Origin of the sequence: Pseudoxanthobacter sp. M-2 (assembly GCF_046156265.1) — a bacterium.
Taxonomy (GTDB): Bacteria; Pseudomonadota; Alphaproteobacteria; order Rhizobiales; family Segnochrobactraceae; genus CAMDHY01.
Map to the genome: position 1 here is coordinate 629,391 of NZ_JAWDIR010000011.1, position 26,290 is coordinate 655,680.

General features: G+C 69.0%; 26 protein-coding genes. 19 read left to right on the top strand and 7 right to left on the bottom strand.

Features of this window, described 5'->3' with window-relative positions; translation table 11 throughout:
* Positions 1–78 precede the first annotated feature (78 nt).
* From RUR49_RS07955 to RUR49_RS07990, 8 genes are all read left to right on the top strand, one after another.
* The gene (locus tag RUR49_RS07955) at positions 79–1,224 is read left to right on the top strand and encodes an ABC transporter permease (protein WP_409145832.1); all 1,146 of its coding nucleotides are present in this window, start codon (positions 79–81) and stop codon (positions 1,222–1,224) included.
* Positions 1,221–2,042 carry an ABC transporter ATP-binding protein gene (locus RUR49_RS07960; protein ID WP_409145833.1) on the top strand — a complete coding sequence of 274 codons (822 nt, stop codon included), beginning with the start codon at positions 1,221–1,223 and terminating at the stop codon, positions 2,040–2,042. The genes RUR49_RS07955 and RUR49_RS07960 overlap by 4 nt, the downstream gene beginning before the upstream one ends.
* A gap of 15 nt (positions 2,043–2,057) precedes the next feature.
* Positions 2,058–3,719, top strand: coding sequence for an MlaD family protein (locus tag RUR49_RS07965; RefSeq protein WP_409145834.1), 1,662 nt, complete (start codon positions 2,058–2,060; stop codon positions 3,717–3,719).
* 26 nt (positions 3,720–3,745) lie between these two features.
* Complete coding sequence (locus tag RUR49_RS07970; RefSeq protein ID WP_409145835.1) at positions 3,746–4,375, top strand: ABC-type transport auxiliary lipoprotein family protein; 630 nt, start codon at positions 3,746–3,748, stop codon at positions 4,373–4,375.
* Between the two features lie 92 nt (positions 4,376–4,467).
* Positions 4,468–5,265: a histidinol-phosphatase gene (gene hisN / locus RUR49_RS07975; protein ID WP_409145836.1), complete on the top strand. Its 798-nt coding sequence runs from the start codon at positions 4,468–4,470 to the stop codon at positions 5,263–5,265.
* 97 nt (positions 5,266–5,362) lie between these two features.
* A complete protein-coding gene (gene sugE / locus RUR49_RS07980) occupies positions 5,363–5,680 on the top strand; it encodes a quaternary ammonium compound efflux SMR transporter SugE (RefSeq protein WP_409145837.1) in 318 nt (105 codons plus the stop codon).
* Between the two features lie 65 nt (positions 5,681–5,745).
* On the top strand, positions 5,746–5,997 hold the full coding sequence (locus RUR49_RS07985; protein WP_409145838.1) for an AbrB/MazE/SpoVT family DNA-binding domain-containing protein: 252 nt from the start codon (positions 5,746–5,748) through the stop codon (positions 5,995–5,997).
* A complete protein-coding gene (locus tag RUR49_RS07990; protein ID WP_409145839.1) occupies positions 5,994–6,392 on the top strand; it encodes a type II toxin-antitoxin system VapC family toxin in 399 nt (132 codons plus the stop codon). Before RUR49_RS07985 ends, RUR49_RS07990 begins: the two co-directional genes overlap by 4 nt.
* Before the next feature lie 11 nt (positions 6,393–6,403).
* On the opposite strand, the gene RUR49_RS07995 is transcribed toward RUR49_RS07990, so the two are convergent.
* Positions 6,404–7,315 carry a GNAT family N-acetyltransferase gene (locus RUR49_RS07995; RefSeq protein ID WP_409145840.1) on the bottom strand — a complete coding sequence of 304 codons (912 nt, stop codon included), beginning with the start codon at positions 7,313–7,315 and terminating at the stop codon, positions 6,404–6,406.
* Between the two features lie 640 nt (positions 7,316–7,955).
* Between RUR49_RS07995 and RUR49_RS08000 the strand changes: the two genes are divergently transcribed.
* The 8 genes from RUR49_RS08000 (at position 7,956) to RUR49_RS08035 (ending at position 17,439) form a co-directional block, all read left to right on the top strand.
* A complete protein-coding gene (locus RUR49_RS08000) occupies positions 7,956–9,146 on the top strand; it encodes a reverse transcriptase domain-containing protein (protein ID WP_409146352.1) in 1,191 nt (396 codons plus the stop codon).
* Between the two features lie 148 nt (positions 9,147–9,294).
* Complete coding sequence (locus tag RUR49_RS08005; RefSeq protein WP_409145841.1) at positions 9,295–10,194, top strand: LysR family transcriptional regulator; 900 nt, start codon at positions 9,295–9,297, stop codon at positions 10,192–10,194.
* A gap of 606 nt (positions 10,195–10,800) precedes the next feature.
* The gene (locus RUR49_RS08010; protein WP_409146353.1) at positions 10,801–11,235 is read left to right on the top strand and encodes a formate dehydrogenase subunit gamma; all 435 of its coding nucleotides are present in this window, start codon (positions 10,801–10,803) and stop codon (positions 11,233–11,235) included.
* Positions 11,232–12,857, top strand: a complete 1,626-nt coding sequence (locus RUR49_RS08015) for a formate dehydrogenase beta subunit (RefSeq protein ID WP_409145842.1) — start codon at positions 11,232–11,234, stop codon at positions 12,855–12,857. Before RUR49_RS08010 ends, RUR49_RS08015 begins: the two co-directional genes overlap by 4 nt.
* 67 nt (positions 12,858–12,924) lie before the next feature.
* A complete protein-coding gene (gene fdhF / locus RUR49_RS08020) occupies positions 12,925–15,768 on the top strand; it encodes a formate dehydrogenase subunit alpha (RefSeq protein WP_409146354.1) in 2,844 nt (947 codons plus the stop codon).
* Positions 15,769–15,775: 7 nt separating this feature from the next.
* On the top strand, positions 15,776–16,726 hold the full coding sequence (locus RUR49_RS08025; protein WP_409145843.1) for a formate dehydrogenase accessory sulfurtransferase FdhD: 951 nt from the start codon (positions 15,776–15,778) through the stop codon (positions 16,724–16,726).
* Positions 16,716–16,952 (top strand): formate dehydrogenase subunit delta, encoded by a 237-nt coding sequence (locus RUR49_RS08030; protein WP_409145844.1) that lies wholly within the window; start codon positions 16,716–16,718, stop codon positions 16,950–16,952. Before RUR49_RS08025 ends, RUR49_RS08030 begins: the two co-directional genes overlap by 11 nt.
* Positions 16,953–17,019: 67 nt before the next feature.
* Entirely contained in the window at positions 17,020–17,439 is a 420-nt protein-coding gene (locus RUR49_RS08035) for a hypothetical protein (RefSeq protein ID WP_409145845.1), read from the top strand.
* A 16-nt stretch (positions 17,440–17,455) separates the two neighbouring features.
* On the opposite strand, the gene RUR49_RS08040 is transcribed toward RUR49_RS08035, so the two are convergent.
* From RUR49_RS08040 to RUR49_RS08065, 6 genes are all read right to left on the bottom strand, one after another.
* The gene (locus tag RUR49_RS08040) at positions 17,456–17,836 is read right to left on the bottom strand and encodes a hypothetical protein (protein WP_409145846.1); all 381 of its coding nucleotides are present in this window, start codon (positions 17,834–17,836) and stop codon (positions 17,456–17,458) included.
* Between the two features lie 190 nt (positions 17,837–18,026).
* Positions 18,027–18,272, bottom strand: coding sequence for a hypothetical protein (locus RUR49_RS08045; RefSeq protein WP_409145847.1), 246 nt, complete (start codon positions 18,270–18,272; stop codon positions 18,027–18,029).
* 96 nt (positions 18,273–18,368) lie between these two features.
* Positions 18,369–18,803, bottom strand: a complete 435-nt coding sequence (locus RUR49_RS08050) for a DUF1236 domain-containing protein (protein ID WP_409145848.1) — start codon at positions 18,801–18,803, stop codon at positions 18,369–18,371.
* A 106-nt stretch (positions 18,804–18,909) separates the two neighbouring features.
* On the bottom strand, positions 18,910–19,665 hold the full coding sequence (locus RUR49_RS08055; protein WP_409145849.1) for a response regulator: 756 nt from the start codon (positions 19,663–19,665) through the stop codon (positions 18,910–18,912).
* A 2-nt stretch (positions 19,666–19,667) separates the two neighbouring features.
* The gene (locus tag RUR49_RS08060; protein WP_409145850.1) at positions 19,668–20,978 is read right to left on the bottom strand and encodes an EAL domain-containing protein; all 1,311 of its coding nucleotides are present in this window, start codon (positions 20,976–20,978) and stop codon (positions 19,668–19,670) included.
* 187 nt (positions 20,979–21,165) lie between these two features.
* The gene (locus tag RUR49_RS08065) at positions 21,166–21,594 is read right to left on the bottom strand and encodes an HD domain-containing protein (protein ID WP_409145851.1); all 429 of its coding nucleotides are present in this window, start codon (positions 21,592–21,594) and stop codon (positions 21,166–21,168) included.
* Positions 21,595–21,931: 337 nt separating this feature from the next.
* Here RUR49_RS08065 and RUR49_RS08070 point away from each other — a divergent pair, with 337 nt between their 5' ends.
* The 3 genes from RUR49_RS08070 to RUR49_RS08080 all read left to right on the top strand — a co-directional run bounded on the left by RUR49_RS08070 (position 21,932) and on the right by RUR49_RS08080 (position 26,176).
* Complete coding sequence (locus RUR49_RS08070) at positions 21,932–22,798, top strand: DMT family transporter (RefSeq protein WP_409145852.1); 867 nt, start codon at positions 21,932–21,934, stop codon at positions 22,796–22,798.
* Positions 22,799–23,024: 226 nt separating this feature from the next.
* Complete coding sequence (treZ, locus tag RUR49_RS08075) at positions 23,025–24,845, top strand: malto-oligosyltrehalose trehalohydrolase (RefSeq protein ID WP_409145853.1); 1,821 nt, start codon at positions 23,025–23,027, stop codon at positions 24,843–24,845.
* Positions 24,845–26,176, top strand: coding sequence for an NAD(P)/FAD-dependent oxidoreductase (locus RUR49_RS08080; RefSeq protein WP_409146355.1), 1,332 nt, complete (start codon positions 24,845–24,847; stop codon positions 26,174–26,176). Before treZ ends, RUR49_RS08080 begins: the two co-directional genes overlap by 1 nt.
* Positions 26,177–26,290 lie beyond the last annotated feature (114 nt).

Consider the following 26,290-nt stretch of genomic DNA (forward strand, 5'->3'; position numbering starts at 1 on the left):
CGATCCCTCGACGGTGCGGCGCCGACCAAGTAATAGGCTTCAAGTGGGGCGAGCGACAAGAGACCGAAAGCGGTGGTGATGAGCCGGACGCAAGCCGACGACGCGCCCCGGCTCGACGTCGAGGACACGGGCGACGAAGTACGCCTGGTGGCGGCGGGTGCCTGGCATCTGACGACCGGCCGGGCTGCGGAAAAGCTCGTCGACGGCGTGCAGCTCGGCCAGAAGCGCCGCGTCGTCATGGACCTGTCGCAGGTCACGGAGCTCGACACCGCCGGCTCCTGGCTGCTGCATCGCCTGCGCGCATCGCTGGAATTTGCCGGGGCGCGCGTCGAACTGACGGGGCTGCCGGAGAATCGCCGCACCCTCATCACGGAGGTCGAGAGCCACGTTCCCGAGCCGTGGGCGCCACGACGGCAGCCATGGACGTGGACGCGCATCCCGGAGATCGTCGGCCGCCGGTCGGTGCTGATCGGCGAGGACGTCGTCGCGGTCCTCAACGTTCTCGGTGCCTTCACCGTCGGCCTTATCGGCTGCCTCGCCCATCCCTCGCGGCTGCGCTGGAACTCGATCCTATATCACATCGACACCACCGGGCGCGGCGCGGTGCCGATCATGGTGCTGATGTCGACCCTGATCGGCGCCATCGTCGCCCAGCAGGGTGCGTTCTATCTCCGCCGCTTCGGCGCCGACGTCTTCGTCGTCGACCTCGTCGGCGTGCTGGCGCTGCGCGAACTCGGCGTGCTGCTGACGGCCATCATGTTCGCCGGCCGCTCCGGCAGCGCCTTCACCGCCGAGATCGGCTCGATGAAGATGCGTGAGGAGATCGACGCCCTCACCGTCATGGGCGTGCGGCCGCTCGAGGTGCTGATCATCCCCCGGCTGATCGCCCTGATGCTGGCGCTGCCGGCGCTGACCTTCATCTCCGACATGGCGGCGCTGTTCGGGGCGATGATCGTGGCGATCACCTACGTCGGACTGTCACCCGACGCCTTCATGATCCAGCTCCTCGACGCCATCGACCTCGAGACGTTCATGATCGGTATCGTCAAGGCGCCGTTCATGGCGCTGATCATCGGTCTTGTCGCCTGCGTCGAAGGCATGAAGGTCGAGGGCAGTGCCGAATCGCTCGGCCGGCAGACCACCACCTCGGTGGTGAAGGCGATCTTCATGGTGATCGTCGTCGACGGCATTTTCGCCGTGTTCTTCGCGACGGTCGGCATATGAGCCCGGACAAGACCGCCCCCAAGCCCCCCGCTGAACCGCTTGCCAACGAGCGCGAGGCGATCATCCGCGCCCGCGGCATCACCGTGCGCTTCGGCACCAAGACGGTGCTCGACGGGCTCGACCTCGACATCTACCGCGGCGAGGTTCTCGGCTTCGTCGGCGGCTCCGGCACCGGCAAGTCGGTGCTGATGCGCACCATCCTCGGGCTCGTGCAGAAGCAGGGCGGCACCATCGAGGTGTTCGGCAAGGACCTCGATTCGCTCAACGACCGCGAGCGCGCCAAGGTCGAGCGGCGGTGGGGCGTGCTCTTCCAGATGGGTGCGCTGTTTTCCGGCCTGACGGTGAAGCAGAACGTGCAGGTGCCGATGCGCGAGCACCTCGACATCAGCCCGCGGCTGATGGACGAGATCGCGCTCCTCAAGATCGAGATGGTCGGCCTCGCCCGCGACGCGGCCGAGAAGTACCCCTCCGAGCTCTCCGGCGGCATGATCAAGCGCGCCGGACTGGCGCGCGCGCTCGCCCTCGACCCCGACCTCGTCTTCCTCGACGAGCCGACGTCCGGCCTGGACCCGATCGGCGCCGCCGACTTCGACGATCTCATCGCGAAGTTGCGCGATACCCTCGGCCTCACCGTCTACATGGTGACGCACGACCTCGACAGCCTCTACTCGGTGTGCGATCGAATAGCCGTCCTCGGCGAAAAGCGCGTTCTTGTGGCTGGAACTCTCCAAGAGATGCTGGCGTTTGATCATCCCTGGGTCCGCTCCTACTTCCGCGGCGTCCGCGGCGGCCGTCTGGCCGCGACGATCAAAGCGTAAGGAGCGGCCGACGGCATGGAGACGCGCGCGAACTACGTGGCCGTCGGGGTGTTCGTGCTGATGGTGCTCGCGGGCGCCTTCGGCTTCGTCTACTGGCTGTATTCCTCCCGCTCGATCACCAACCGCACCGCGGTCGACATCCTCTTTCCGGGCTCGGTGACCGGTCTCGCGGTCGGCGGCGCGGTCTATTTCAACGGCATCCGCATCGGTGAGGTGACCCGCCTGCGCTTTGCCGGCGAGGGCTCCACGGCCGTGCAGGCGACGACGATGGTCGACCCGGCCGCACCGCTGAAGAAGGACACCCGCGCCGAACTCGGCTTCTCCGGCCTCACCGGCATCGCCTATGTGTCCCTCACGGGCGGCACGCCGAACGCGCCCTCGCTGTTCGAGGACGAGGAAGTACCGCTGATCGCGGCAGACCGCTCCGCCTTCGAGGACATCCTGAAGGGTGCGCGCGACATCCTCGGCAAGGCGGACACCACCTTCAGCGAGATCGAGAAGCTCGTCACCGACAACGCACCGGCAGTCGCGCAGACGCTGCAGAACGTCAACGAGTTCACCTCTGCGCTCGCCGCCAATTCCGACGAGGTGCGGACGATGTTCTCCGACGTCGGCCAGGCGGCGCAGACGATCGCCGACCTGTCGAACCGGCTCGAGGGCATTGTCACCCGCGTCGAGGCTCTGGTGCTCGAAGTGGAGCCGCAGGCGGTCCGCACCATCGTCGATAACGCCGTCTCGTTCTCCAATGATCTCAGCGGCGTGGGCAATGACGTTCAGGAAGTGGTGCGGGTCGTTCAGGAGGCGGCGGGGCGTCTCGGCGAGTTCACGTCGGGTCTGAACAACAGCCTCGCCGAGGTCGACCGGCTGATCGCCGCGATCCCGTCCGAGCGCATCGGCACCATCGTCACCAACGTCGACACCATCGCCGCCGGCTTCGCCGGGCAGATGCCGGCGATCGAGGCGTTCATCGACAGTGCCCGCGGCGCCACCGCCTCGATCGATGCCATCGCCACCCGCATCGCCGACCGCGGCGACGACCTCGACGTCATCATCACCAACGTGCGCACCGCCACCGACCGAATCGACGCGCTCGCCTCCAGCCTGTCGCCGGCGGTCGCGGATCTCGCGCAGATCCTCGAGGCCGTCGATCCCACGCGGGTGTCCTCGATCGTGCAGAACGTCGAGACGCTCAGCGCCAACCTCGCCACCAAGGGCGGCGACATCGACGTCATCGTCGCGGACGTGCGGGCGGCGGCGGAATCGGCGCGCAAGTTCGCCGCCGACGTCGAGGCCCAGACCGGCAACGTCGACGTCATCGCCAACCAGGCGCGCGAGATGGTCGAGAAGCTGAACGCCGCCTCGTCGCGCATCGCCGGCTTGATCGACAAGGTCGAGACGATGGTGGAGGGCGACGGCCAGGGCCTCGTCTCCGAGGCGACCGGGGCGGCGCGCGCCATCCGCTCGGTGTTCGAGAGCTTCGAGCCGAGCGCCGGCCAGATCGCCGGCGGCCTGTCGCGCTTCTCGAGCACCGGCCTCTCCGACCTCGCGGCAACGATCCAGCAGGCGCGCCAGACGCTGTCGGCGATTGAGGCCGCGGTGAACTCCCTCGAGCGCGACCCGAGCCGCGTCATCTACGGCGGCTCCGGCCAGCCGACCTACCAGCCGCAGCGGCGCTGACGGCCGTGAACAGGGAAGGGCAGAGCGTGCGAGCAGGCTTCGAGCAGCGAGCGGACGAGCGGCGCGGCGGCGTGCGCGCGCTCGCATTGATGCTCGTGGCGCTGGCGGTCGCCGGCTGCGGCGGCGGCAGCGCCGCCACCACGGCGATCTACGACCTCACCGCCACGGCGACGGAGGCCGGCACCGGCCGCGCCCGCGCCGGCGTGCAGATCCTCGTGCCGGAACCGCGAGCGCTTCAGGCTCTCAACACGAACTCGATCGCCGTCAAGCCGTCGGCCCAGACGATCAGCTACTACGGCCGGGTGCAGTGGGCGGACCGGCTGCCGCGGGTGCTGCAGACGCGCATCGTCCAGTCCTTCGAGGACACCGGCCGCGTCCACGCCGTCGGCTTCCCCGGCGAGGGCCTGCTGATCAACTATCAGCTGCCGATCGAGATCCGGAACTTCCAGCTCGAGAGCGGCGGCGCGCCGACGGCCGTCATCGAGATCGCCGCCAAGATCCTCGACGACCGCAACGGCCGCGTCGTCGCCTCGCGCGTCTTCCGTGCCGAGGCGCGCTCCTCCGGCGACGGCGTCGACAGTGCCGTGGCGGCGATGGACGTCGCCCTCAAGCAGGTGCTGGACGACCTGATCCGCTGGGTGGTGGCGGAGATCTGACGTCATCGGCGCAGCCTGATCGCGGGGCCCGGTGCGGGCGGGTCCGATCGGACATCCATTCATTTTTGACGCGGGCATTCTGGGGCGTGGGCATGGGCAGCGGTGCGGCGGATTTCGATCTCCTGGCGGAGATCGCGGCGGAGGCGGGGCAGGTGGTGCTGCCGCACTTCCGCACCTCGGTGGCGGCCGACGACAAGGGCAGCCGTGGCCAGTACGACCCCGTCACCGTCGCCGACCGCACGGCCGAGGAGGCGATCCGCGCCATCCTGCGCTCCGCCTATCCGCGCGACGGCATCATCGGCGAGGAGTTCGGCACCGAGCGCGGCACGGCCGACCGCATCTGGGTGATCGATCCGATCGACGGCACCCGCTCCTTCCTGACCGGGATCCCGCTGTGGGGCACGCTCGTCGGCCGCGTCGACGGCGGCCGCCCGGCGGTCGGCATGATGTCCCAGCCCTACATGGGCGAGGTCTTCCTCGGCGACGGCGACCACGCCGAATGGCGCCGCGGCACCGCCCGCTCGGCCCTGAAGGTGCGCCAGGACCGCTCGCTGCAGGAGGCGACGCTGATGACGACGGCGCCGGCGATGTTCGAGGGCGACGACCTCGCCCGCTTCGGCCGGGTCGCCGAGAAGGCCCGCCTCGTGCGCTACGGCGCCGACTGCTACGCCTACTGCATGCTCGCCGCCGGCCAGGTCGACCTCGTCGTCGAGGCGAGCCTCGAGATCTACGACATCGCCCCGCTCATCCCGATCATCGAGGGCGCCGGCGGCGTCGTCGCCACCTGGGAGGGCGGCCCGGCGACGAAGGGCGGCCGCGTCGTCGCCGCCGCCACCGAGCGCCTGCTGGAAGCCGCGCTGACGCTGCTCGACTGTCGGGTTCCGGATTGACGCTGGCGCCGCCGTCGTCGAGGCTCGCGGGAGCCGGGACGACCCGGCGCATTCTCCACACCCGAGGGGACGGCCCCCGGAACCGGGAGCGTCGTTCATGGCGTGGCTCATCCTCTTCGTCGCGGGCCTCTTCGAGGTCGGCTGGGCGGTCGGGCTCAAGTACACCGAGGGTTTCACCAGGTTGTGGCCGTCGCTGGGGACGGCCGCCGCGATGGCGGCCTCTATCTTTCTGTTGGCGCTGGCGCTGCGCACCATCCCGCTCGGCACCGGCTATGCCGTCTGGACCGGCATCGGCGCCATGGGCACGGTGCTCTTCGGCATCCTCTATCTCGGCGAAAGCACCGACCTCCTGCGCATCGGCTCGATCGCGCTGATCCTCATTGGCCTCGTCGGGCTGAAGCTCGCCTCGCCGTGAGGGAGGGCCGCCCTTGTCAGTAAGGCATAAGGCCCTTACTTTCGTTGGGATGGAAGGAGGTTCCGATGGGTGAACTGACGATCACGTCCAAGGGCCAGGTGACTCTGCGCAAGGACGTGCTGCGGCACCTCGGCGTCGGACCCGGCGACAAGATCACCTTCGACGTCCTGCCGGACGGATCCGTGGCGCTGCGGGCGGTCCGGCCGAAAGGCTCGATCACCGAGGCCTTCGGCATGTTCAAGCGGCCCGGGGGCATCAGCCTGACCATCGAGGAGATCGGCGAGGCTGCCGCCGACGGCTGGGCCGGGCGGCGATGAGGCTGACGGCCGACACCAACATTCTGGTGCGCGCCGTCGTCGACGATGATCCGGCTCAGGGGCGCCTCGCCCGCGACGCCCTTGCAACGGCCGAGACCGTCGCGCTGACCCTGCCGGCGCTCTGCGAGTTCGTGTGGGTGCTGACGCGCGCCTACAGGCTGTCGCCGAATGACGTCCACGAGGCGGTCCGCCGGCTGGTGAGCGCGGAGAATGTCGCCGTCGATCGGGCCGCCGCCGAAGCGGGCCTGGCGATCCTGGCCGCTGGCGGCGACTTCGCGGACGGCGTCATCGCTCACGAGGGTGCCTGGCTCGGCGGAGACGTCTTCCTTTCTTTCGACCGCAAGGCGGTCGACTCGCTGCAGGCGAACGGCATCGCCGCGCGCCTGCCGGCCTGAAGTCACTCACCTCACCCGAGCTCGAACGTCGTTATCCCATAGGTGCGCGCCAGCGGCAGGTCCGGGGCGGGGCCGCGGTACATGCGGGCGGTCTCGAAGACGGGCGAAAGCCCGAAACGGCGGGCGAGTGCGGTGGCCGCGGCGTGCGGCTCCGGCGGGTCGAGGAAGATATCGCCCTCCGGGAACCGCCCCGCCAGCGCCCGGAACAGCGCCTCGGCGCCGGCCTCGTCGTCGGCAAACAGCGGCCCGATCTTGGCGCCCGTGCGGCAGCGCCGGGCGACGCCATAGCCGACGACCGCGCCGTCGCGCACCAGCGCCAGCCCCTGTCGCGTCGCCGTCGGCGCGAGCCAGGCCGAGAGGAAGGCCGAGCGGTCGGCCGGGTAGAACGGCCGGTCGTAGGCGATGACCGCCGGGGCGAGGGCGGCGTCGACGGCCAGGATGACGCCGCCGCCGGGGGCGGGCAGGGCGGCTGCGGACCCCAGCCCGCCGGCGACGGCCCCGTCCATCGTCAGCAGCGCCGCCGGGTCGACCCGGCCGCCGTAGCGGACGTTGCGGTGGACGAGCACGAAACCGGATTTCCGGTAGCTCGGCTGCTGATCGACGACGCCGTCGAGCCCGATGGTGGTGAACGGCCGGCGCGCGAGCGCGGCGTTCCAGATCGCGAGCCCGTGCCCGCGGCCGCGGAAGGCCGGGGCGACGATGTAGAAGCCGAGGAAGCCGAACGCCGGGCCTGCCCCGACCAGCGAGATCGTCGCGACCGGCTCGCCATCGATGGTGCCGATCAGGAACCCGTCCGGATCGGCTGCGGCGAACGGCCCGGCATCCTCGAGCCCGGGGTTCCAGCCTTCGCCGGCCGCCCAGTCGACGGCGAGGGGGACTTCGGCGGGAAGCATGAGGCGGATGTGGAGGGGGGAGGGGGGCATGGTGGCTCTGGCGCGAAGAATTGGAGATTCCTAGGGAGGCAGTGCTCCCAAGTTACATACTCTGCACAAACAAGACTATTGACGCGGCAGCCGGATGGTGGTGACTTATCTCATGCGCGTGTCGCGCTAGCCACGGTTGGGAAATTACTTTGCAGTTGAGCCCTGCAGGGCTCTTCGCCAACCGCAAAACGAATCCCTGACTCTCCATCTGTGGTGACTGCCCTCGTGGAGACACGGGGGCAGTTCCACGGGGGGAGATCTGGGTGCAAGAGTTAATTGAAGAAGCGATCGTCCGGAAGGCACGCTCTGTACTGAATGGTATTAAAGCGTCGAACGCCGTCGCGTTAAAGAATGCAGACCGATACAATAAGCGAACAGGTGAAACCGCTGGCCTGCCCTCGACGTCTGCTCCGACGTGGTGGCGGTTCCACCCGCATTTTGATCCCTGCTATTGCATCACCCATGCCAAGTACATAAGCAAAACTATTTGGAGAAAGCTCCAAGCAGACTCCTACACACCTGTCCCCGCAATTCAATTCGATTTGCCAAAAGCAGACGGCACTTCACGCAAGATCATGGCATTTTCGGTGCCTGACTCGGCGCTGCCAATGTTGTACACAGGGCGGCAACTAAAAGAAATATATCGCTATTCTCGAGATTTAGCTATGCTTATCGACCTGATCAGAATGTTTTTGATGCAGTTGTCAATCTGTCTCGATCACTTGAGTCCCCAAAATCCTATATCATTCAATACGATTTCTCAAAATACTTTGATACAATAGATCACTCTTATCTAACCAAAATAATTCTAGAAAAAAGACTCTTTCTGCTCACTGCTGCCGAAAGATCCGCAATTAGATCATTCATGTCTCACAGATTTGCGCATATCACGACATATGAAAAAGGATCATTTGACATTCGTGATAAGGGGGTTCCTCAGGGAAGTTCTTTGTCGTTGTTTTTATCAAACATAGCGGCCCATGTGCTGGATTTATGGCTTGAGCGTCTCAATGGTTCGTTTTTTAGGTTCGCAGACGATGTAGTTGCCGTTGCGCACAGTTACACAGATGCAACCGCAATCGCTTCTGCCTTTAGGCATCATTGTAATGCAGCGGGATTGCAGATTAATTACAAAAAATCGCCGGGGATAATGCTCCTTGGCGGAGGGCCAGAGAGGGAAAGGCGAACTTTCTTTCTCGATGTTGGTGATGGCGATAAACTCGATACCATTAACTTCATCGACTATCTCGGGCATAGATTTACTGGAGAAGGCGTCTGTCTTCCTAGAAGATCGATGGCTCGTATAAAATCACGAATCTCAAGTATCATTCATAAGCACCTTTTCCTTCACCGGCGCGGAAGTTCAGGGAAATTCAGTAGAAGCAGAGTTGGTCCTGGGTTTTTTGATTGGGATTTACTGACTTGTCTAAATGAGATTCGTAAATATATATATGGAGGATTGCATGAGTCGCAGATTTCGGAGTTCTTGGACGATGACAAGCCGCCTCCTCATGTACGAGGGCTGATGGCCTTTTTTCCGCTCGTCACCGACATGCAGCAATTGAGGGTGCTGGATGGATGGTTGGTGAATGTTATAGAGCGCGCTCATGCCGAGCGTTTGAAAGTACTGAAGTCCAATTTTGGTGTGACCTTGCCAAAGCTGTCGAGAAAAAAGTTGATAGAAGGCACTTGGTATAGTTATCCTAGTCTGCCGGCAAATGCGCAGCTTCCCAGCTTTGTGAGGAGTTGGCGAGTTGCGAGAAAGTATTATTTTCGGTACGGCCTGTCTAATATTAAGCCTCCAGGATATTATTCGCTTCTTGAATATTGAGAGCTTGATGGCGTGCTGTGGAGCCGAGTGAGAGACTCCCGGTCCACCTTGGCCTTAGATTGCGTCCAGCCCCACCCCACCGCGTGACGCCGCCGCCCCGACCCCTTACAACCCTTTCCCGGGCGGCATCGCCCGGGGGACCGCGCCCTTGATCGACAAGCTCGAATTCCTCCTCGCCCTCTCGCGCGAGCGGCACTTCGGCCGGGCGGCGGAGGCGTGCGGGGTGACGCAGCCGACGCTGTCGGCCGGCGTGCGCAGCCTCGAGGACCAGCTCGGCGTCATGCTCGTGCAGCGCGGCAGCCGCTTCATCGGCTTCACGCCCGAGGGCGAGCGGGTGCTCGAATGGGGCCGGCGCATCGTCGCCGACAGCCGCGCCATGCGCCAGGACGTCGCCGCGCTGCGCCAGGGCCTGACCGGGCACCTCCGTCTCGGCGTCGTGCCGACGGCGGTCGGCTTCGTCCCGGCGCTGACGGCGCCGCTGCGCGCCCGCCATCCGGGCCTGCGCTTCACCGTCTATTCGCGCACGTCGGAGGAGATCCTGACGCTGCTCGAAAACCTCGAGATCGAGGCGGGGCTCTCCTATCTCGACAACGAGCCGGTCGGCCGCTCGCGCACGGTGCCGCTCTACCGCGAGCGCTACCGGCTGCTGACGACCGCCGACGGCCCGCTCGGCGACCGCGCCACCGTCACCTGGCGGGAGGTCGGCGAGGTGCCGCTCGGGCTTTTGCCGCCCGACATGCAGAACCGCCGCATCGTCGACCGGCTGCTGCGCGGCGCTGGCTCCGAGCCCGACCCGATCCTCGAATCGAACTCGGTCATCGTGCTCGCCGCCCACGTGCGGGCGGGGGGCCTTGCCACCGTACTGCCGGAGCGCCTCGCCGCGACGCTGCTGGTCGACGCGGAGGTGAAGTCGATCCCGATCACCGAGCCCGAGGCCGTCCACACCATCGGCCTGATCGTGCCGGTCCGCGAGCCGGCGACGGCGATGGCGGCGGCGCTGCTCACGGAGGCGCGGCGCCTGTCGGAGGCGCTGGAGACGGCGGGGTAGGGGGCGGGGCATCAAGGTGGGTTAGAGCGGGCGGGGGTCGCTCACCCCTCCGTCGTCATCCCGGACAAGCGAGGCGCAGCCGAGCGCCGATCCTCCGCCCTCTCCATAGTCATTCCCGGGCTTGTCCCGGGAACCCATACCTCGCGGCGAAGACAGCCTCCCGTCGTGCCGCCGGCTGGCCTCGCATGGGTTCCCGGCACAAGGCCGGGAATGACCCCATAGGGAGGTTCGGTGGCATCCCCAACGATAGACGTCTTCTATCGCGGCACGCCGGACGCCCGCTTGAACCCATGGCTCGCGCGGGCCTAGATTCGAACCAATCAAGACTGCCGGGGCGCGGTGGCATGAGAGCCCCGCGTGACCCGGGCTTTCCGGTTGGGACGGGACGCCGTTCCGTGCCGACCGGGCGGGAGACGAGGAAGCGACGCCGAGATGACCAGCCTCTCCACGGCCCCCAGCCCCACCCTTGGGCGCGGTGGTGCCGCTCACGCCGCACCCGGTGCCACCTCTGCCGGCGGCGGAGCCGGCCACGGTGCGGGTGCCGGTCCCGCCACCGGCCGCGTTGCCAGCCGCCATGCGCCGTGGGACGAGGCCGAGGCGCGCACCATCATCGCCGGCTTCGACGGCGTTCCCGGCGCCCTGCTGCCGATCCTGCACGCCCTGCAGGAGCACTTCGGCTGCGTGCCGGAGGCGGCGAAGCCCCTGATCGCCCACGCGCTCAACCTCTCCCGCGCCGAGGTGCATGGCGTCGTCACCTTTTACCACGACTACCGGGCCGAGCCGGCCGGCCGCCACGTCCTGAAGCTCTGCCGGGCCGAGGCCTGCCAGTCCGTCGGCGGCGCGGCGCTGCACCGCGACGTGCTCGCGAAACTCGGCCTCGACTGGGGCGGCACGACGCCGGACGGGCGGCTGACGGTGGAGGCGGTCTACTGCCTCGGCCTTTGCGCCACCGCGCCGGCCGCGCTGCTGGACGGCGCGCCGATCGGCCGTCTGGACGCCGCCCGCCTCGACGGCGTCGTGACCGGGGTGATGGCGACATGAGCGTGCCGGACATGAACCCCGCCGGAATGACCCCGTCCGCGACCTCCGCCGCCGTCCGGATCTACGTGCCCTGCGACATGGCGGCGATCGCCGTCGGCGCCGACGGCGTTGCGACGGCGATCGCGGCGGCCGCCGCTGCGGCGGGCCGGACGGTGGAGATCGTCCGCAACGGCTCGCGCGGCCTGTTCTGGCTGGAACCGATGGTGGAGGTGGCGACCAACGCCGGCCGCGTCGCCTACGGCCCGGTGGCGCCCGCCGACGTGGCGGGGCTGGTCGCCGACGGCCTGTTCGACGGCACCGCCGGCGGGCCGCTGGCGCTCGGGCCGACCGAGGAGATCCCCTGGCTGAAGCGCCAGACGCGGCTCACCTTCGCCCGCTGCGGCATCGTCGATCCCCTGTCGCTCGCCGACTACAAGGCGCACGGCGGCGAGGCCGGGGCCGGGCTCGCGGGCCTTGCCCGGGCGATCGAGATAGGCCCGGCCAAGATCGTGGAAGAAGTGACGGCGTCCGGCCTGCGCGGCCGCGGCGGCGCCGGCTTCCCGACCGGCATCAAGTGGAAGACCGTCGCCGACACGCCCCCCGGCCAGAAGTACATCGTCTGCAATGCCGACGAGGGGGACAGTGGCACCTTCGCCGACCGCATGATCATGGAGGGCGACCCCTTCGCCCTGGTCGAAGGCATGGCGATCGCCGGCATCGCGGTCGGTGCCACCAAGGGCTACGTCTACGTCCGCTCGGAATACCCGCACGCCATCCGCACGCTGAATGCGGCGATCGAGATCGCCCGGCGCGCCAACGTGCTCGGCGTCTCCGTGCTGGGCTCGGCCCACGCCTTCGACATGGAAGTGCGCGTCGGCGCCGGTGCCTATGTCTGCGGCGAGGAGACGGCGCTGCTCGAAAGCCTCGAGGGCAAGCGTGGCACGGTGCGGCCGAAGCCGCCGCTGCCGGCCCACAAGGGCCTGTTCGGGCGGCCGACGGTCATCAACAACCTCGTCTCGCTCGCCACCGTGCCGACCGTGCTCGCCCGCGGCGGCGCCTTCTACCGCGACTTCGGCATGGGCCGGTCGCGCGGCACGATGCCGATCCAGCTCGCCGGTAACCTCAAGCACGGCGGCCTGTTCGAGACCGCCTTCGGCGTCACACTGGGCGAGCTCGTCGACGACATCGGCGGCGGCACGATCAGCGGCCGGCCGGTGCGGGCCGTGCAGGTCGGCGGGCCGCTCGGGGCTTACTTCCCGCGCGCCCTGTTCGACACGCCGTTCGACTACGAGGCGTTCGCCGCCCGCGACGGCCTCGTCGGTCACGGCGGCGTGGTGGTGTTCGACGACAGCGTCGACATGGCGGCGCAGGCGCGCTTCGCCTTCGAGTTCTGCGCCATCGAATCCTGCGGCAAGTGCACCCCCTGCCGCATCGGCTCGACGCGCGGCGTCGAGGTGATCGACCGCATCGTCGCCGGCGAGGACGCCTCCGCCAACCTGACGCTCGTCGCCGACCTCTGCGAGACGATGAAGTTCGGCTCGCTGTGCGCCCTCGGCGGCTTCACCCCCTATCCGGTGATGAGCGCCGTCCGCCATTTCCCCGAAGACTTCGACCGCCCGGCGCTCGCCGCCGCGGCCGAGTGAGGAGGGCCCGATCATGGACCGCCACGAGTTCGATCCCCATGCGGGCGACGACCACCACCAGCCGCCGATGGCGCTGATCGAGGAGGTCGACTACGGCACGCCGGCCGCCAAGTCCGAGAAGACGGTGACGCTGACGGTCGACGGTTTCGCGGTGACGGTGCCCGAGGGCACCTCGATCATGCGGGCCTCGAAGATGGCCGGCGTCTCGGTGCCGAAGCTCTGCGCCACCGACATGCTGGAGAGCTTCGGCTCCTGCCGGCTCTGCCTGGTCGAGATCGAGGGCCGCAACGGCACGCCGGCATCGTGCACGACGCCGGTCGCGGCCGGCATGGTGGTGAAGACCCAGACGCCGCGGCTGAAGAAGCTGCGCAAGGGCGTCATGGAGCTCTACATCTCCGACCACCCCCTCGACTGCCTGACGTGTGCCGCGAACGGCGACTGCGAGCTGCAGGACATGGCCGGCGCCGTCGGCCTGCGCGACGTCCGCTACGGCTATGCCGGCGACAACCACCTCGGCCAGCCGAAGGACGAATCGAACCCCTACTTCACCTTCGACCCGTCGAAGTGCATCGTCTGCTCGCGCTGCGTGCGCGCCTGCGAGGAGGTGCAGGGCACCTTCGCGCTGACGATCGAGCACCGCGGCTTCGACAGCCACGTCTCGGCCGGCATGCACGAGAGCTTCTTCGAGAGCGAGTGCGTGTCGTGCGGCGCCTGCGTGCAGGCCTGCCCGACGGCGACGCTGTCGGAGAAGTCGCTGATCGAGATCGGCCAGCCCGAGCACTCCGTCGTCACCACCTGTGCCTATTGCGGCGTCGGCTGTTCGTTCAAGGCGGAGATGCGCGGCGACGAGGTCGTGCGCATGGTGCCCTACAAGGACGGCAAGGCGAACCGCGGCCACTCGTGCGTCAAGGGCCGCTTCGCCTGGGGCTATGCCAGCCACCGCGACCGCATCACCAAGCCGATGATCCGCGCCAAGATCACCGACCCCTGGCGGGAGGTGTCGTGGGAGGAGGCGATCGGCCATGCGGCGTCCGAGTTCCGCCGCATCCAGGACAAGTATGGCCGCAACGCCGTCGGCGGCATCACCTCCTCGCGCTGCACCAACGAGGAGACCTACCTCGTCCAGAAGCTGATCCGCGCCGGCTTCGGCAACAACAACGTCGACACCTGCGCCCGCGTCTGCCACTCGCCGACCGGCTATGGCCTGAAGACCGCCTTCGGCACCTCCGCCGGCACCCAGGACTTCGATTCCGTCGAGGAGACGGACGTCGTCATGATCATCGGCGCCAACCCGACCGACGGCCATCCGGTGTTCGCCTCGCGCATGAAGAAGCGCCTGCGCGACGGCGCCAAGCTCATCGTCATCGATCCGCGCCGCACCGACATGGTGCGCTCGGCCCACATCGAGGCCGACTACCACCTGCCGCTTCGTCCCGGCACCAACGTCGCCGTGGCGAACGCGCTCGCCCACGTCATCGTCACCGAGGGTCTCGTGGATGAAGCCTTCGTGCGGGAGCGCTGCGACCTCGCCGACTTCTCGGCCTGGGCGGAGTTCGTGGCGGAGGAGCGCAACAGCCCGGAGGCGGTCGCCCAGTTCACCGGCGTCGACGCGGCGCTGGTGCGCGGCGCGGCGCGGCTCTTCGCCAAGGGCGGCAACGGCGCCATCTATTACGGCCTCGGCGTCACCGAGCATTCCCAGGGCACGACGATGGTGATGGCGATGGCGAACCTCGCCATGGCCACCGGCAACCTCGGCCGCCGCGGCGTCGGCGTGAACCCGCTGCGCGGCCAGAACAACGTGCAGGGCGCCTGCGACATGGGCTCGTTCCCGCACGAGTTCACCGGCTACCGCCACGTCTCCGACGACGCCACCCGCGAGACCTTCGAGAAGCTGTGGGGCGTCGCCCTGCAGGAGGAGCCGGGCCTGCGCATCCCCAACATGTTCGACGCCGCCGTCGAGGGCACCTTCAAGGGCATGTACGTGCAGGGCGAGGACATCGTGCAGTCCGACCCGGACACCAAGCACGTGGTCGCCGGCATGGAGGCGCTCGAGTGCCTCGTCGTGCAGGACCTGTTCCTCAACGAGACAGCGAACTTCGCCCACGTCTTCCTGCCGGGCGCGACCTTCCTCGAAAAGGACGGCACCTTCACCAACGCCGAGCGGCGCATCCAGCGCATCCGCAAGGTGATGGCGCCGAAGGCGGGCCTCGCCGACTGGGAAGCGACGATGGCGCTGTCGAACGCGCTCGGCTACCGCATGGACTACAAGCATCCGTCCGAGATCATGGACGAGATCGCCGCCATGACGCCGTCCTTCCGCGACGTCTCCTATGCCAAGCTCGACGAGTTGGGCTCGGTGCAGTGGCCGTGCAATGCGGCAGCGCCCGAGGGCACGCCGATCATGCACGTCGACCACTTCGTCCGGGGCAGCGGCAAGTTCATGCTGACCGAATACGTGCCGACCGAGGAGCGCATCGGGCCACGCTTCCCGCTGCTTCTGACCACGGGCCGCATCCTCAGCCAGTACAATGTCGGCGCGCAGACGCGGCGCACCGAGAACGTCGCCTGGCACGGCGAGGACCTGCTGGAGATCCACCCGCACGACGCCGAGGCGCGCGGCGTCCGCGACGGCGACTGGGTGAAGCTCGACAGCCGCTCCGGCTCGACCTCGCTGCGCGCCACCGTCACCGATCGCGTCGCGCCGGGCGTCGTCTACACCACCTTCCACCATCCGGAGACGCAGGCGAACGTCATCACCACCGACTATTCCGACTGGGCGACCAACTGCCCGGAATACAAGGTGACGGCGGTGCAGATCTCGCCGTCGAACGGCCCGAGCGAGTGGCAGCGCCACTACAAGGAACTGTCCGACGCGAGCCGGCGCATTGCGCTGCCCGAAGCGGCGGAGTGAGCAGGGCGTGACGCGGCCGGTCTCCGTCGACGTTCCCCGCCTCGCGCTCGACCGCACCGGCGCACTCGGCTTCGGCACCCGGCGGGTGCCGGAGGAGACGGCCGTCGCGCTGACCTTCAACGGCTCCGGCCATGCCGTGATGATGGCGACGCCGGCCGACCTCGAGGACTTCGCCGTCGGCTTCGCCCTGACCGAGGGCATCATCGAGCGGGCTGCCGACGTCGAGAGCATCGAGGTGGCCGATCTCGAGATCGGCATCGAACTGCGGCTCTGGATCGCCGAGCACCGCATGGCCCGTCTCGCCGAGCGGCGGCGGCGGATGGCCGGGCCCGTCGGCTGCGGCCTCTGTGGCATCGAGAGCCTCGAGGAAGCGATGCGGAGTGTTCCGCCGGTGTCGGCTTCGCTCGTGCTGACGCCCGCCGAGATCGCCGCGGCGGTGGCTGCGATCGCCCCCGCCCAGGTGCTCGGCCGCGAGACGCGCGCCGCCCACGCGGCCGGCTTCTGGCGCCCGGCCAAGTCCGGCCAGACGTCGGGCGGCCCGTCGTCCGCCGGCTCGTCGCCGGGCTCCGGGTCCGCCGGTGGTGGGCTCTTGGCGCTACGTGAGGACGTCGGCCGCCACAACGCCCTCGACAAGCTCGTCGGGGCGCTCGCGCGCGAGGGCATCGCGGCTGCCGCCGGTGCGATCGTCGTGACGAGCCGCCTGTCCGTCGAGATGGTTCAGAAGACGGCGGTCGCCGGCTGCGGCGTGCTCGTCGCCGTCTCGGCGCCGACCGCGCTCGCCATCCGCGCTGCGGAGGCGGCCGGCATGACCCTCATCGGCATCGCCCGCGGCGGCGAGTTCGAGGTCTTCACCCATGCCCGCCGCATCGCCGGCTTCGCGCCGCCCGGCGACGAGGCCGAGTCGTCGCCCGTTTCGTCACCAGCCGCGCCCCTCGCAAAGGCCTCTCATGTCGCCTGACAAGCTCGTCCGCATGGCCAACCAGATCGGCACCTTCTTCGCCCACCAGGGCCACGGGCCGGACGCCGACGAGACGGCGGTGACGGCGATCGCCAAGCACCTCGACGATTTCTGGGACCCGCGCATGCGCAGCGCCATCATCGCCCACGGTGCAACCGGCGGCGAGGGGCTCGACCCGCTGGTGAAGAAGGCAGTGGAGCGGCTGTCTGTGGAGGCGGGGGCTTAAGGGGCTCGCAGGGTTTTGATAGGTTGTCTGCAAGGCGATGCGGGCCGATTGAACCAAGACCATGCAAATGACGGATGAAGCAGGCGTTTTCCATACCGAGACGAACCCTGGTTTCGGTCTGAGCGTGGATTTCGAAGACAACGGGCGCGTTGCCTACGCTTACCTGATGGACAGCTCGGACCAGATCATCGCGGACGTCTGGCTCTACAACCGCGCCGCCACGCCACTTGAACCGGAATGGCACGACGTGTCGGCCGCTCCCTTCCTCAACCCGGCGCGCTACGTTCGCACTCTGGCTCACCCAGCCCCTGCGTGCGACCCCTCTGATGTCTCGTTCCGGTGGCTCAATGACCGCGAACACGACGTCGTCGTGGAGATCTTTCTGCGCGGCGATCTGATCGGCAGAATCTGGCCGGGCGCCAAGCCTGGCTGGGCCGCCAGCGCGCGCAGCGGTCCGTTGGCTTCCGGGGCGGCGCACGAAGTCTGACGCCTTTCGTCCGCCCTCACTCCGGCCGGCAATTCACCGCCACGAACTTCATGTCCCGTCCGCCCTTGCCGTCGCAGCCGAGGCGACCCGTCGTGCCGAAGGGCGGGTCGAGGTAGTATTCAAAGTCGTCCGGATCGTTGTGCTCGAGGATGCGGTAGAGCTTGTAGGGCCCGACCGGGCAGATCAGCTCCTCGCTGTCGACGAACATCGCCGCCGGCAGCACCAGCACGTGCTCGGTCGTCGCGTCAGCGGCGCAGAACTTCTCCTGCAACTCGGCCGGCGACGACGCCGTGATGATCGACGGTTGCGCGGGGTCCGCGCCGGCGGCCGATGCGGCCGGGCCATCGGGCACGAACGCCATCGCGACGAGGAGCGCCGCCGACAGAGTGCGTGTCACCAGAAGGAAAGTTCGTTGCCGCATGTCGCCCCCGCCGCGCGTGCTCCCGCATTGTAGACGCTGGCTGGGGGCTTGGCGACGGGTGCAGGCTTGGCGACGATTCTGGTTCGGGCAGGCAGGCGCCCCGTGCGCGACCCTATCCGAATGCGCCGATCGACCGCCTCCGCCCGAAGGCCGCTCGTCTCCCGCCTCAGAACCCCAGCAGGCGGCTCAGGGCCGTCGCGTGCTGCAAAAACCCCTGGATGATCCAGTAGACCCAGATGCCCGGCCACAACAGCGCGAACAGCACGTCCAGCGTGAAGATCGGCATCAGCCGCTGGTGCCACGTCTCGTGGTGGGTGAGGTCGTCGTAGACCAGGATCGCGTAGGTGAGCGGCCACATCAGGTAGGCGGCTCGCCAGAGCCAGTTTGCAAGGCGCGAGGTGTGCTGCGTCATCGTCGGGTCGTCCGGCTGCGTCCGCTGCCGTCTGCTTGCACGCGCCGGCGGCGCCGGTCCACCGGACACGGCGCCGCGGCGGCCGGGATGCCGTGGTCAGGCGGCTGGCAGGACCGCGATGATCACCAGCGTCTGCGGGTCGACGATGCAGATCTGTCCCTGGAGAGCCACGAAGCTGTAGCCGGCGTAGCCCGGCGCAATCTCCACCACCTCGGCCGGCACCGGCCTCATCACCGTCGTCCGCGGGATGACGGCCCCGGGGCGAACGTCATCGATTCCGGTGCTCTCGATCGGCGCGCCGTCCGCGAGAAGGATGCGGGCGATCTGCTCCATCTCCTCTGGTGCGAGCATCTGCGAGCGGCCCGGCTGGTCGCTGCGAGGGTCGGGGGCGGGACTGGTGGCGTCAGTCTGGGTCGAGCCCGTCCCACGGCCGGCATCGGTCGGATCGCCGGCGTTCTGCGCGGTAGCCGGTGCCGTCGCCAGGGCGAGCGCGGCGAGGGCCGCCATCAGGGTCGTCGTCTGGTATCGCATGGAATTCCTCCTGTGCGGTCCCAACGATCCCGCACGGTGAGGGTTCCGCGGGCAGTCCGGCAGCCGTCCCCCCTTGTCCGGCGCGCCATCGCCGGTCTGGCCGGCCTCAACGCGCGGCGAGGCGGGCGAGGAACGCGGTGGTCTGGCGCCGGCCCTCGGCCGTCAGCCGGAAGGCACGCCGCCGCCGGTCCCCCGCCGGTGCCTCCTCGACGAGACCGGCCGCGGTGAGGTCGCGGAGGCAGCGACGGACGGCGCGCGGGGTCTTCCTGAATGGCAGGGCGAGATCGCGCAGCGGCACGGCTCCGGCCTCCGGTGATGCGGCCAGCCTCAGCAGCAGGTCCCAGCGGTGATTGTGGAAGAGCTCGGCCCCGAAGGCCGCCTTGCGGTCCTCGTACAGTCCGAGGAGGAGGTCGAGCCTGCTCGCGAACGGATCGGCACCCGTCGGTGCGGTTGCCGCGGCAGATGGGTCGACGGCGTCGTGGCGGGTGCCGGCCGCCCGCCGCACCGCCGAAGCGAGCTCGTCCGCCGTCACCGGCTTGTACAGGAACTCGGAGACCTTCAGCCGCATCGCGTCGATCACCCCGTCGAGTGTCGCCTCGCCGGTGAGGACGATCGCCTTCACGCCCGGGCTGACCTTGCGTGTCGCCAGGCGTCGCAGCAGCTCGATACCGCCCATCTCCGGCATCGCGAGGTCGGTGACGAGGACGCGGATGTCGGGTTGCGTGGCGATGAGCTGCAGCGCCTGCTGACCGGAGGTGCACGTCGACACCGCAAGGCCTTCGAGCCTGAGACCCTCCGAGAGCTCCTCGAGAAGGTCGGTGTCGTCATCGACAATGAGAGTTCGAAACGGGTTTGCCAGCATCGCTAAGCGAGGACCACCGGCCGTCCTGTGGCCGCCGCCCCGGCGGCCGACTGCAGGTGCGGCAGGGCCGCCATCAGATCATCCAGCGGCAGCTTCCGTGCGAACAGATAACCCTGAAGGTGGGTCGCGCCTTGATTGCGGGCAAATTCGGCATCGGCGCGGGTCTCCACGCCTTCCGCCGTGACCGTCAGGCCGAGGTCTGCGCCGAGCCTTGCCAGCGCTGCGAAGATGAAGCGGGGCTTCTCCCAGCTGCGAGCGGCGCGCAACAGCTCGATATCGATCTTGAGCCCCGTCACCGGCAGCGCCGAGAGCTGGGTCAGACCACTTTCCCGGCGGCCGACATCGTCGAGGAGAAGGCCGAAGCCCGCGACGCGAAGCTTCACGAGCGTGGCAAGCGTCGTGGCCGCTCCGTCGTAGACGTTCTCCTCGATGAGTTCGAGGGCCATCTGCCCGGGCTTGAGGCCGGCGCCGCCGACGATGAGCTGGAGCATCTCGACGGCCTCCGGATCCCGCAGGACGCTCGCCGGCATGTTGACGGCGACGGGTCCCTGGTAGCCGGCTAGGGTCCAGCACCGGGCCGCCTCCGCCGCCTGCCGCACGACCACCCACGACAGGGCGGCGAGCAGGTCATCGTCGGCGGCGACCGCCTCGACGATCCTCGCCGGTGGTACGGGTGGCAGCCCCGGCAACACGCCTTGCAGGAGAGCCTCCGCTCCCGCGAAGGCAAAACTGTCGGCGTGGAGGACGGGCTGGAAGTTGATCGCCAGGGTGCCGTCGGCGATCGCCCTCGCCACGGCCGACCGGATCGCGAACGGACCCGGGGTCGCGGCCGCCGGAGGTTCGGGCGGCGCACGTGCGCCTTCGATGAGACGGTCGAGTTCCTCGAACTGGAACGGCTTGGCGAGGCCGCCAACGACCGTCAGCCCGCTGCGCCGTGCGGCCTCTGCCGCCCCCCGCAGCACCGCCTCGCCATGGCCGCTCATCAGGATGACGGCGGGGGGGCGTCCGCAACGGGAGAGCTTGTCGAGCACGTCCAGGCCGTCGACACCCGGCATCACCACGTCGAGGATCACGACGTCCTGGTCGGACCAGGAAAGCGCGTGGGCGAGCGTGGCCGCCGGAATCTCTTCCGCCATGTGCCCGGTTGCCCGCAGGACATCGCCCAACTCGCTCGCCAGCGCATGGTCGTCATCGATGATGCCGACCCGCAGACCCCGGCGGGGCGCTCGTTCTGAATTCGGGATGGCCATCATCGTCCCCACGATGGGCGCGTCGCGCCCCACATCGGCAGCCACGTCGACGCAGTCGATCACGGCGCCGCGATCACGGCGCCGCGATCGGTCCGAAAGTAGTGGTCGATCGCGTAGGAAACAGGCCCGAACCGTTCCGTATCGGGACCGATCGGCGACTTTTTGCGCCAATCCGCGCCGCAACCGGGCGGGAATGGCCTAAATTCCAGGCAGTTGCGGTGGCGCTGGGGTGCGCCGTGGACGTGGCGGTTCAGGCCGCCGTGCCGAGACGCGCCAGGGTGGCGCGATAGTGCGCCTCGCGCTCAGCGTCGCCTCTGCCGGCATCGCGTCGCCGGATCTGGGCCAGATTGTCGGCGAGGTCGGCCCGCTTCACCGCCTGGGCGAGCGGATCAGACGTGGCGCGGGCGAGGAAGGCCTCTTCGCTCTCCTCCGGGCGGCGCGTCAGTGCGTCGACGGCCTCGACGATCTCCGGCGGGAAGCTCTCGACCGCGATGCGCTCGAGCGTCCACTGCGGGTTCTTCTCGACGACGTCGTGCAAGGCCGCGACGATCTGTTCGTCCGCACCCTCCACCCCCAGCACGACGCGCAGCACGTGCAGGATGTAGGGCTCGTCCGCCTTGTCCACTTGGCCCTTGTGGGCCTCGCAGGCGATGGTGATGGCGCGTTCCAGGGTCGGCATGGCCAGAGCATCGCCCGCCGGCGTGGCAGCAGTTTGGCGAACGGCGTGGATGCGGGCCGCCGGCCGGCGATGCCCACGCGCAGCCCGCCCATGCTGGCGTCGGAGCAGAAGCGACGTCGCAACGCGGGACGTGATGGCCCTTCTCGACAGCCCGTCTTTGTGAAGGTGCCGGCTGTCGCGAAGCTTGGGTCCGGGTGGCGGCTGTCTCGGCCCATCGAGCGGAGGTCGGCACGATCACCGCTGCGCCTGCCACGGATCACTTCAAGTCATTTCCCCCGCCGGTTCGCGCACCGTAGGGTCCGCGCCGATCGGATTCGGCGGGGCGCGAGGAACGGATTTGGGTGGGCGCGGTCTTCTGGTGTTGACGACGGCGCTCGCGCCGGCGCTGTGGGGCAGCACCTACGTGGTGTTCACGCAGCTGCTGCCGACCGACTATCCGCTGCTCGTCTCCGCCTTCCGTGCCCTGCCGGCTGGCGTGCTCCTGATGCTGTTGGGCGCAGGGCTGCCGCCGCGCCGCGCCGTGCTGCCACTCGCCGCGGTCGGCCTCTTCAACATCGGCCTGTTCTTCGGCTTCCTGTTCGTCGGCGCGGCACGACTGCCGGCGGGGCTCGCCGCCACCCTCGGCGCCACGCAGCCGCTGATCGTCGCCTTTCTCGCCTGGGCGATCCTGCAGCGGCGACCAACCGTGCTGCAGGTCGTGGCGGCGGCGATCGGCGTCGCCGGCGTGGCGCTCCTCGTGATGGCGCCGACCGACACGCTTGACCTCGTCGGCGTCGGGGCGGCGCTGTGCGCGGCCCTGTCGATGGCGCTCGGCACGGTGCTCATCGCCAAGTGGGGCCGCCTCGGCACGCCGCTGCAGCTTGCCGCGTGGCAGCTCGCCCTCGGCGGCCTGCTCCTGGTGCCGCTCGCCGTGGCGATCGAGGGCGCGCCGCCGGTACCGACGACGGAAAACCTCGTCGGCATGGGGTACCTCGTCCTCGTCGGGACCGCGCTCGCCTACTGGGTCTGGGTGCGCGGCATCACCCGCCTCGGCGCCGTCGTCGCCTTCCTCGGCCTGCTCACCCCGGTGGTCGCGACGATCCTCGGCGCGGTCGTCGTCGGCGATCGCTTCTCGGCCCTGCAACTCGCCGGCATGGCCGTCGTGCTGGGCGCCACCGTCGCCGGCATCACCGCGAGCCGGATCGGCACACGCCCTGGAGCGTAGCGCGCGACTGGCTGCGCGCCGCACCGGACGCCAGCCGGCCTGATCCCTGCATCGTCGGGAACGACCGTCGGGCCGGCGCCCGTCTCGGTACCGATCCCGGCGACCAGTGCCCGCCGTCGGAACAACCTGCGGCGGTGGGGTGTTGGAGGAGGTCGACCCGTCCCCAATCTCTGCACCACTGGTCAGCCGGCGCGCGGCCCCGACCCCTTTGGCGAGACTGAAGCGAATGCAGCATCAACCCCGTCCGCGACCCTTCGTGCCCAGCGAGCCGATGAGCTTCGGCACCGTCTGCCGTGACGGAGTTGTCGAGTTTCGGCTGTGGGCGCCCGCCATCCGGCCGGTGCGGCTCGTGGTCGACGACGGCGCGCCGCTGGAGATGCAGGCTGCGGAGGACGGCTGGCACACGGCCCGCGTGCCGGGCGGCGCCGGCCTGCGCTATGGCTTCCTGCTGCCGGACGGCCTGCAGGTGCCCGATCCCGCCTCCCGCTTCCAGCCCGACGACGCCTTCGGGGCGAGCGAGGTCGTCGATCCCGCCGCCTTTGCCTGGACGGACGGCGACTGGCGCGGGCGGCCGTGGGAGGAGGCCGTGATCTACGAACTGCACGTCGGGGCGTTCACGCCCGGCGGCACGTTCGCGGAGGCGGCCGGGAAGCTTCCCCATCTTGCCGAGCTCGGCATCACCGCCGTCCAGATCATGCCGGTCGCCGACTTTCCCGGGCGCCGCAACTGGGGCTACGACGGCGTGCTCCTCTTCGCCCCGGACTCCGCCTACGGGCGGCCGGAAGACCTCAAGGCCTTCGTCGACGCCGCCCACCGGCTCGGCCTGATGGTGTTCCTCGACGTCGTCTACAATCACCTCGGGCCGGAGGCGAACTTCCTGCCGCTCTATGCGCCGCTGTTCACCGACCGCCACACGACGCCGTGGGGACCGGCCATCAACTTCGATGGCGAGGGAAGCCACTGGATCCGCCAGTTCGTCATCCAGAACGCGCTCTACTGGCTGCAGGAGTACCATTTCGATGGCCTGCGGCTCGACGCGGTGCACGGCATCCTCGACGACAGCACCCCGGAGATCCTGGTGGAGCTCGCCGACCGAATCCGTGCGGCGGTGACCTCGCGGCCGATCCATCTCATCCTGGAGAACGAGGAGAACGAGGCCTCGCGGCTTGACCCGATCGCCGTCACGCCGGGCGCCTATACGGCCCAGTGGAATGACGACGTCCACCACGTCCTGCACACCGCCCTCACCGAGGAGGGGCACGGCTACTATGCCGACTACCTCGCACGGACCGACCTCCTCGGGCGGGCGCTGGCTGAAGGGTTCGCATTCCAGGGCGAGGAAATGGCCTATCGCGGCTCGCCTCGCGGCGAGCCGAGCGCCGGGCTTCCGCCCACTGCCTTCATCGCCTTCCTGCAGAACCACGACCAGATCGGCAACCGGGCGACCGGCGAGCGCATCGCGGTGCTGGCGAGCCCGGAGGCGGTGCGGGCGGCAGCCGCCGTCTATCTGCTCCTGCCGCAGATTCCGATGCTGTTCATGGGTGAGGAGTGGGGCACGGCGCGGCCTTTTCCCTTCTTCGTCGGCTTCGAGGGGGACCTTGCCGAGAAGGTCCGTGAGGGGCGTCGCCGCGAGTTCGAACGCTTCCCGGCCTTCCGCGACCCGAAGATTCGGGAGACGATCCCCGACCCCGCGGCCGAAGCGACCTTTCTCGCTGCCAAGCTCGACTGGAGCGAGCCGGAGCGCGAGCCGCACCGGGAGTGGCTGGCCTTCTACCAGCGGCTGCTGAGGCTGCGGCAAAGCGAAGTTGTGCCGCGGCTGAGGGGAGGCGGGGCTTCGGCGGGCCGCTACGAGGTCCTGGGGGAGGGCGCCGTCGTCGTCGCCTGGACGCTCGCGGACGGGTCCGATCTGACATTGCACGCGAACCTGTCGGCACGCACGGTGGACGGCTTCCCGCCGCTGCCGGGCCGGGTCATCTGGCAGGAGGGCCCCGGTGACGGGGAGGGGCGGCGGGGGCCATGGGCGGTTCGCTGGTCGGTCACGGCATGATGTCCGCGCCGCGCGCACACGATCTCCACCCCGGCCGGCCGCGCGTCGTCGTCATCGGTGGCGGCTTTGCCGGCATCGAGGTCGCCAAGGGCCTCCGGCGCGCCGACGTCGACCTGACGCTGGTCGACAGGCAGAACCATCACTGCTTCCAGCCGCTGCTCTACCAGGTCGCCACGGCCACCCTGACGTCCTCCGACGTCGCCTGGCCGATCCGCGGCATCGTCGGCGCGCAGCCGAACACCACCGTGCAACTCGCCGAGGTGACCGGGATCGACCGCGCGAACCGGGTGGTGCATGCGGGACCGGCATCGTGGCCTTACGACTATCTCGTGATCGCGACCGGTGCGACGCACTCCTATCTCGGCCACCCCGAGTGGTCGCGCTTCGCCCCGGGCCTGAAGACGATCGAGGATGCCGCCTATATCCGCCGCCGGCTGCTGCTCGCCTTCGAGCGGGCGGAGGTGGCGACCGATCCCGACGAGCAGCGCCGGCTCCTGACCTTCGTCATCGTCGGCGGCGGACCGACCGGGGTCGAACTCGCGGGCGCGATCTCCGAGCTCGCGCGCCATTCATTGCCGCTCGATTTCCGCCGCATCGACCCGCAGCACGCGCGGATCCTGCTGATCGAAGCCGGGCCGCGGCTGCTGCCGGCTCTTCCCGAGCACCTGTCGGCCTATGCGGCGCGCGTGCTGGCGCGCAGGGGCGTCGAGATCGTGACCGGCGACCCGGTGGAGGCGATCGACGACGACTGCGTCCGGACCCGCGACACCGTCATCGGCACCGACACGGTGATCTGGGCGGCGGGCGTCGCTGCCTCGCCGGCCGCCCGTTGGCTCGGTGCGGCGCACGACAAGTCCGGTCGGGTCGAGGTCGGGCCCGACCTGTCGCTGGCGGACGATCCCGCCGTCTTCGTCATCGGCGACACCGCCGCTGTCCAGGACGAGAACGGCGAGCGGGTTCCCGGCATCGCGCCGGCCGCCAAGCAGATGGGCGAGTACGTCGCCGAGGTCATCCGCGCCCGCGTCGCCGGGCGGCCGGCGCCGGCGCCGTTCCGCTACCGCCACCAGGGCGACCTCGCCACCATCGGCCGCCGCTCGGCGGTGGTGAAGCTCTCCCGGCTCGAACTGACCGGCACGATCGGCTGGCTGTTCTGGAGCCTCGTCCACGTCTACTTCCTGATCGGAACCCGCAACCGCCTCGGCGTCGCCTTCGACTGGGTGTGGAACTACCTCACCTACCAGCGCCGCTCGCGCCTGATCACGCTCGACCGCGTCGAGGCGCCGGACGGCGAGATGAAGGTCGCCGCGCCCTCCGTGCCGCCGAACGACTGACCGGATCCCGACACTCGCCCGGCGGTGCCGCGGTGGCCGGCGATTGGCGTTTCCGCCGCCGACCGGCTATGCTGGCCCGATGAACGCGCGCCCCTTCGCCCGAGACCTGCTTCA

Bases quoted from the DNA above. Each gene is read 5' to 3' on its own strand.
- RUR49_RS07955 (WP_409145832.1), top strand. From the start codon at position 79: ATGAGCCGGACGCAAGCCGACGACGCGCCCCGGCTCGACGTCGAGGAC.
- RUR49_RS07960 (WP_409145833.1), top strand. From the start codon at position 1,221: ATGAGCCCGGACAAGACCGCCCCCAAGCCCCCCGCTGAACCGCTTGCC.
- RUR49_RS07965 (WP_409145834.1), top strand. From the start codon at position 2,058: ATGGAGACGCGCGCGAACTACGTGGCCGTCGGGGTGTTCGTGCTGATG.
- hisN (WP_409145836.1), top strand. From the start codon at position 4,468: ATGGGCAGCGGTGCGGCGGATTTCGATCTCCTGGCGGAGATCGCGGCG.
- sugE (WP_409145837.1), top strand. From the start codon at position 5,363: ATGGCGTGGCTCATCCTCTTCGTCGCGGGCCTCTTCGAGGTCGGCTGG.
- RUR49_RS07985 (WP_409145838.1), top strand. From the start codon at position 5,746: ATGGGTGAACTGACGATCACGTCCAAGGGCCAGGTGACTCTGCGCAAG.
- RUR49_RS07990 (WP_409145839.1), top strand. From the start codon at position 5,994: ATGAGGCTGACGGCCGACACCAACATTCTGGTGCGCGCCGTCGTCGAC.
- RUR49_RS07995 (WP_409145840.1), bottom strand. From the start codon at position 7,315: ATGCCCCCCTCCCCCCTCCACATCCGCCTCATGCTTCCCGCCGAAGTC.
- RUR49_RS08015 (WP_409145842.1), top strand. From the start codon at position 11,232: ATGAGCGTGCCGGACATGAACCCCGCCGGAATGACCCCGTCCGCGACC.
- fdhF (WP_409146354.1), top strand. From the start codon at position 12,925: ATGGCGCTGATCGAGGAGGTCGACTACGGCACGCCGGCCGCCAAGTCC.
- RUR49_RS08030 (WP_409145844.1), top strand. From the start codon at position 16,716: ATGTCGCCTGACAAGCTCGTCCGCATGGCCAACCAGATCGGCACCTTC.
- RUR49_RS08035 (WP_409145845.1), top strand. From the start codon at position 17,020: ATGACGGATGAAGCAGGCGTTTTCCATACCGAGACGAACCCTGGTTTC.
- RUR49_RS08045 (WP_409145847.1), bottom strand. From the start codon at position 18,272: ATGACGCAGCACACCTCGCGCCTTGCAAACTGGCTCTGGCGAGCCGCC.
- RUR49_RS08050 (WP_409145848.1), bottom strand. From the start codon at position 18,803: ATGCGATACCAGACGACGACCCTGATGGCGGCCCTCGCCGCGCTCGCC.
- RUR49_RS08055 (WP_409145849.1), bottom strand. From the start codon at position 19,665: ATGCTGGCAAACCCGTTTCGAACTCTCATTGTCGATGACGACACCGAC.
- RUR49_RS08065 (WP_409145851.1), bottom strand. From the start codon at position 21,594: ATGCCGACCCTGGAACGCGCCATCACCATCGCCTGCGAGGCCCACAAG.
- treZ (WP_409145853.1), top strand. From the start codon at position 23,025: ATGCAGCATCAACCCCGTCCGCGACCCTTCGTGCCCAGCGAGCCGATG.
- RUR49_RS08080 (WP_409146355.1), top strand. From the start codon at position 24,845: ATGTCCGCGCCGCGCGCACACGATCTCCACCCCGGCCGGCCGCGCGTC.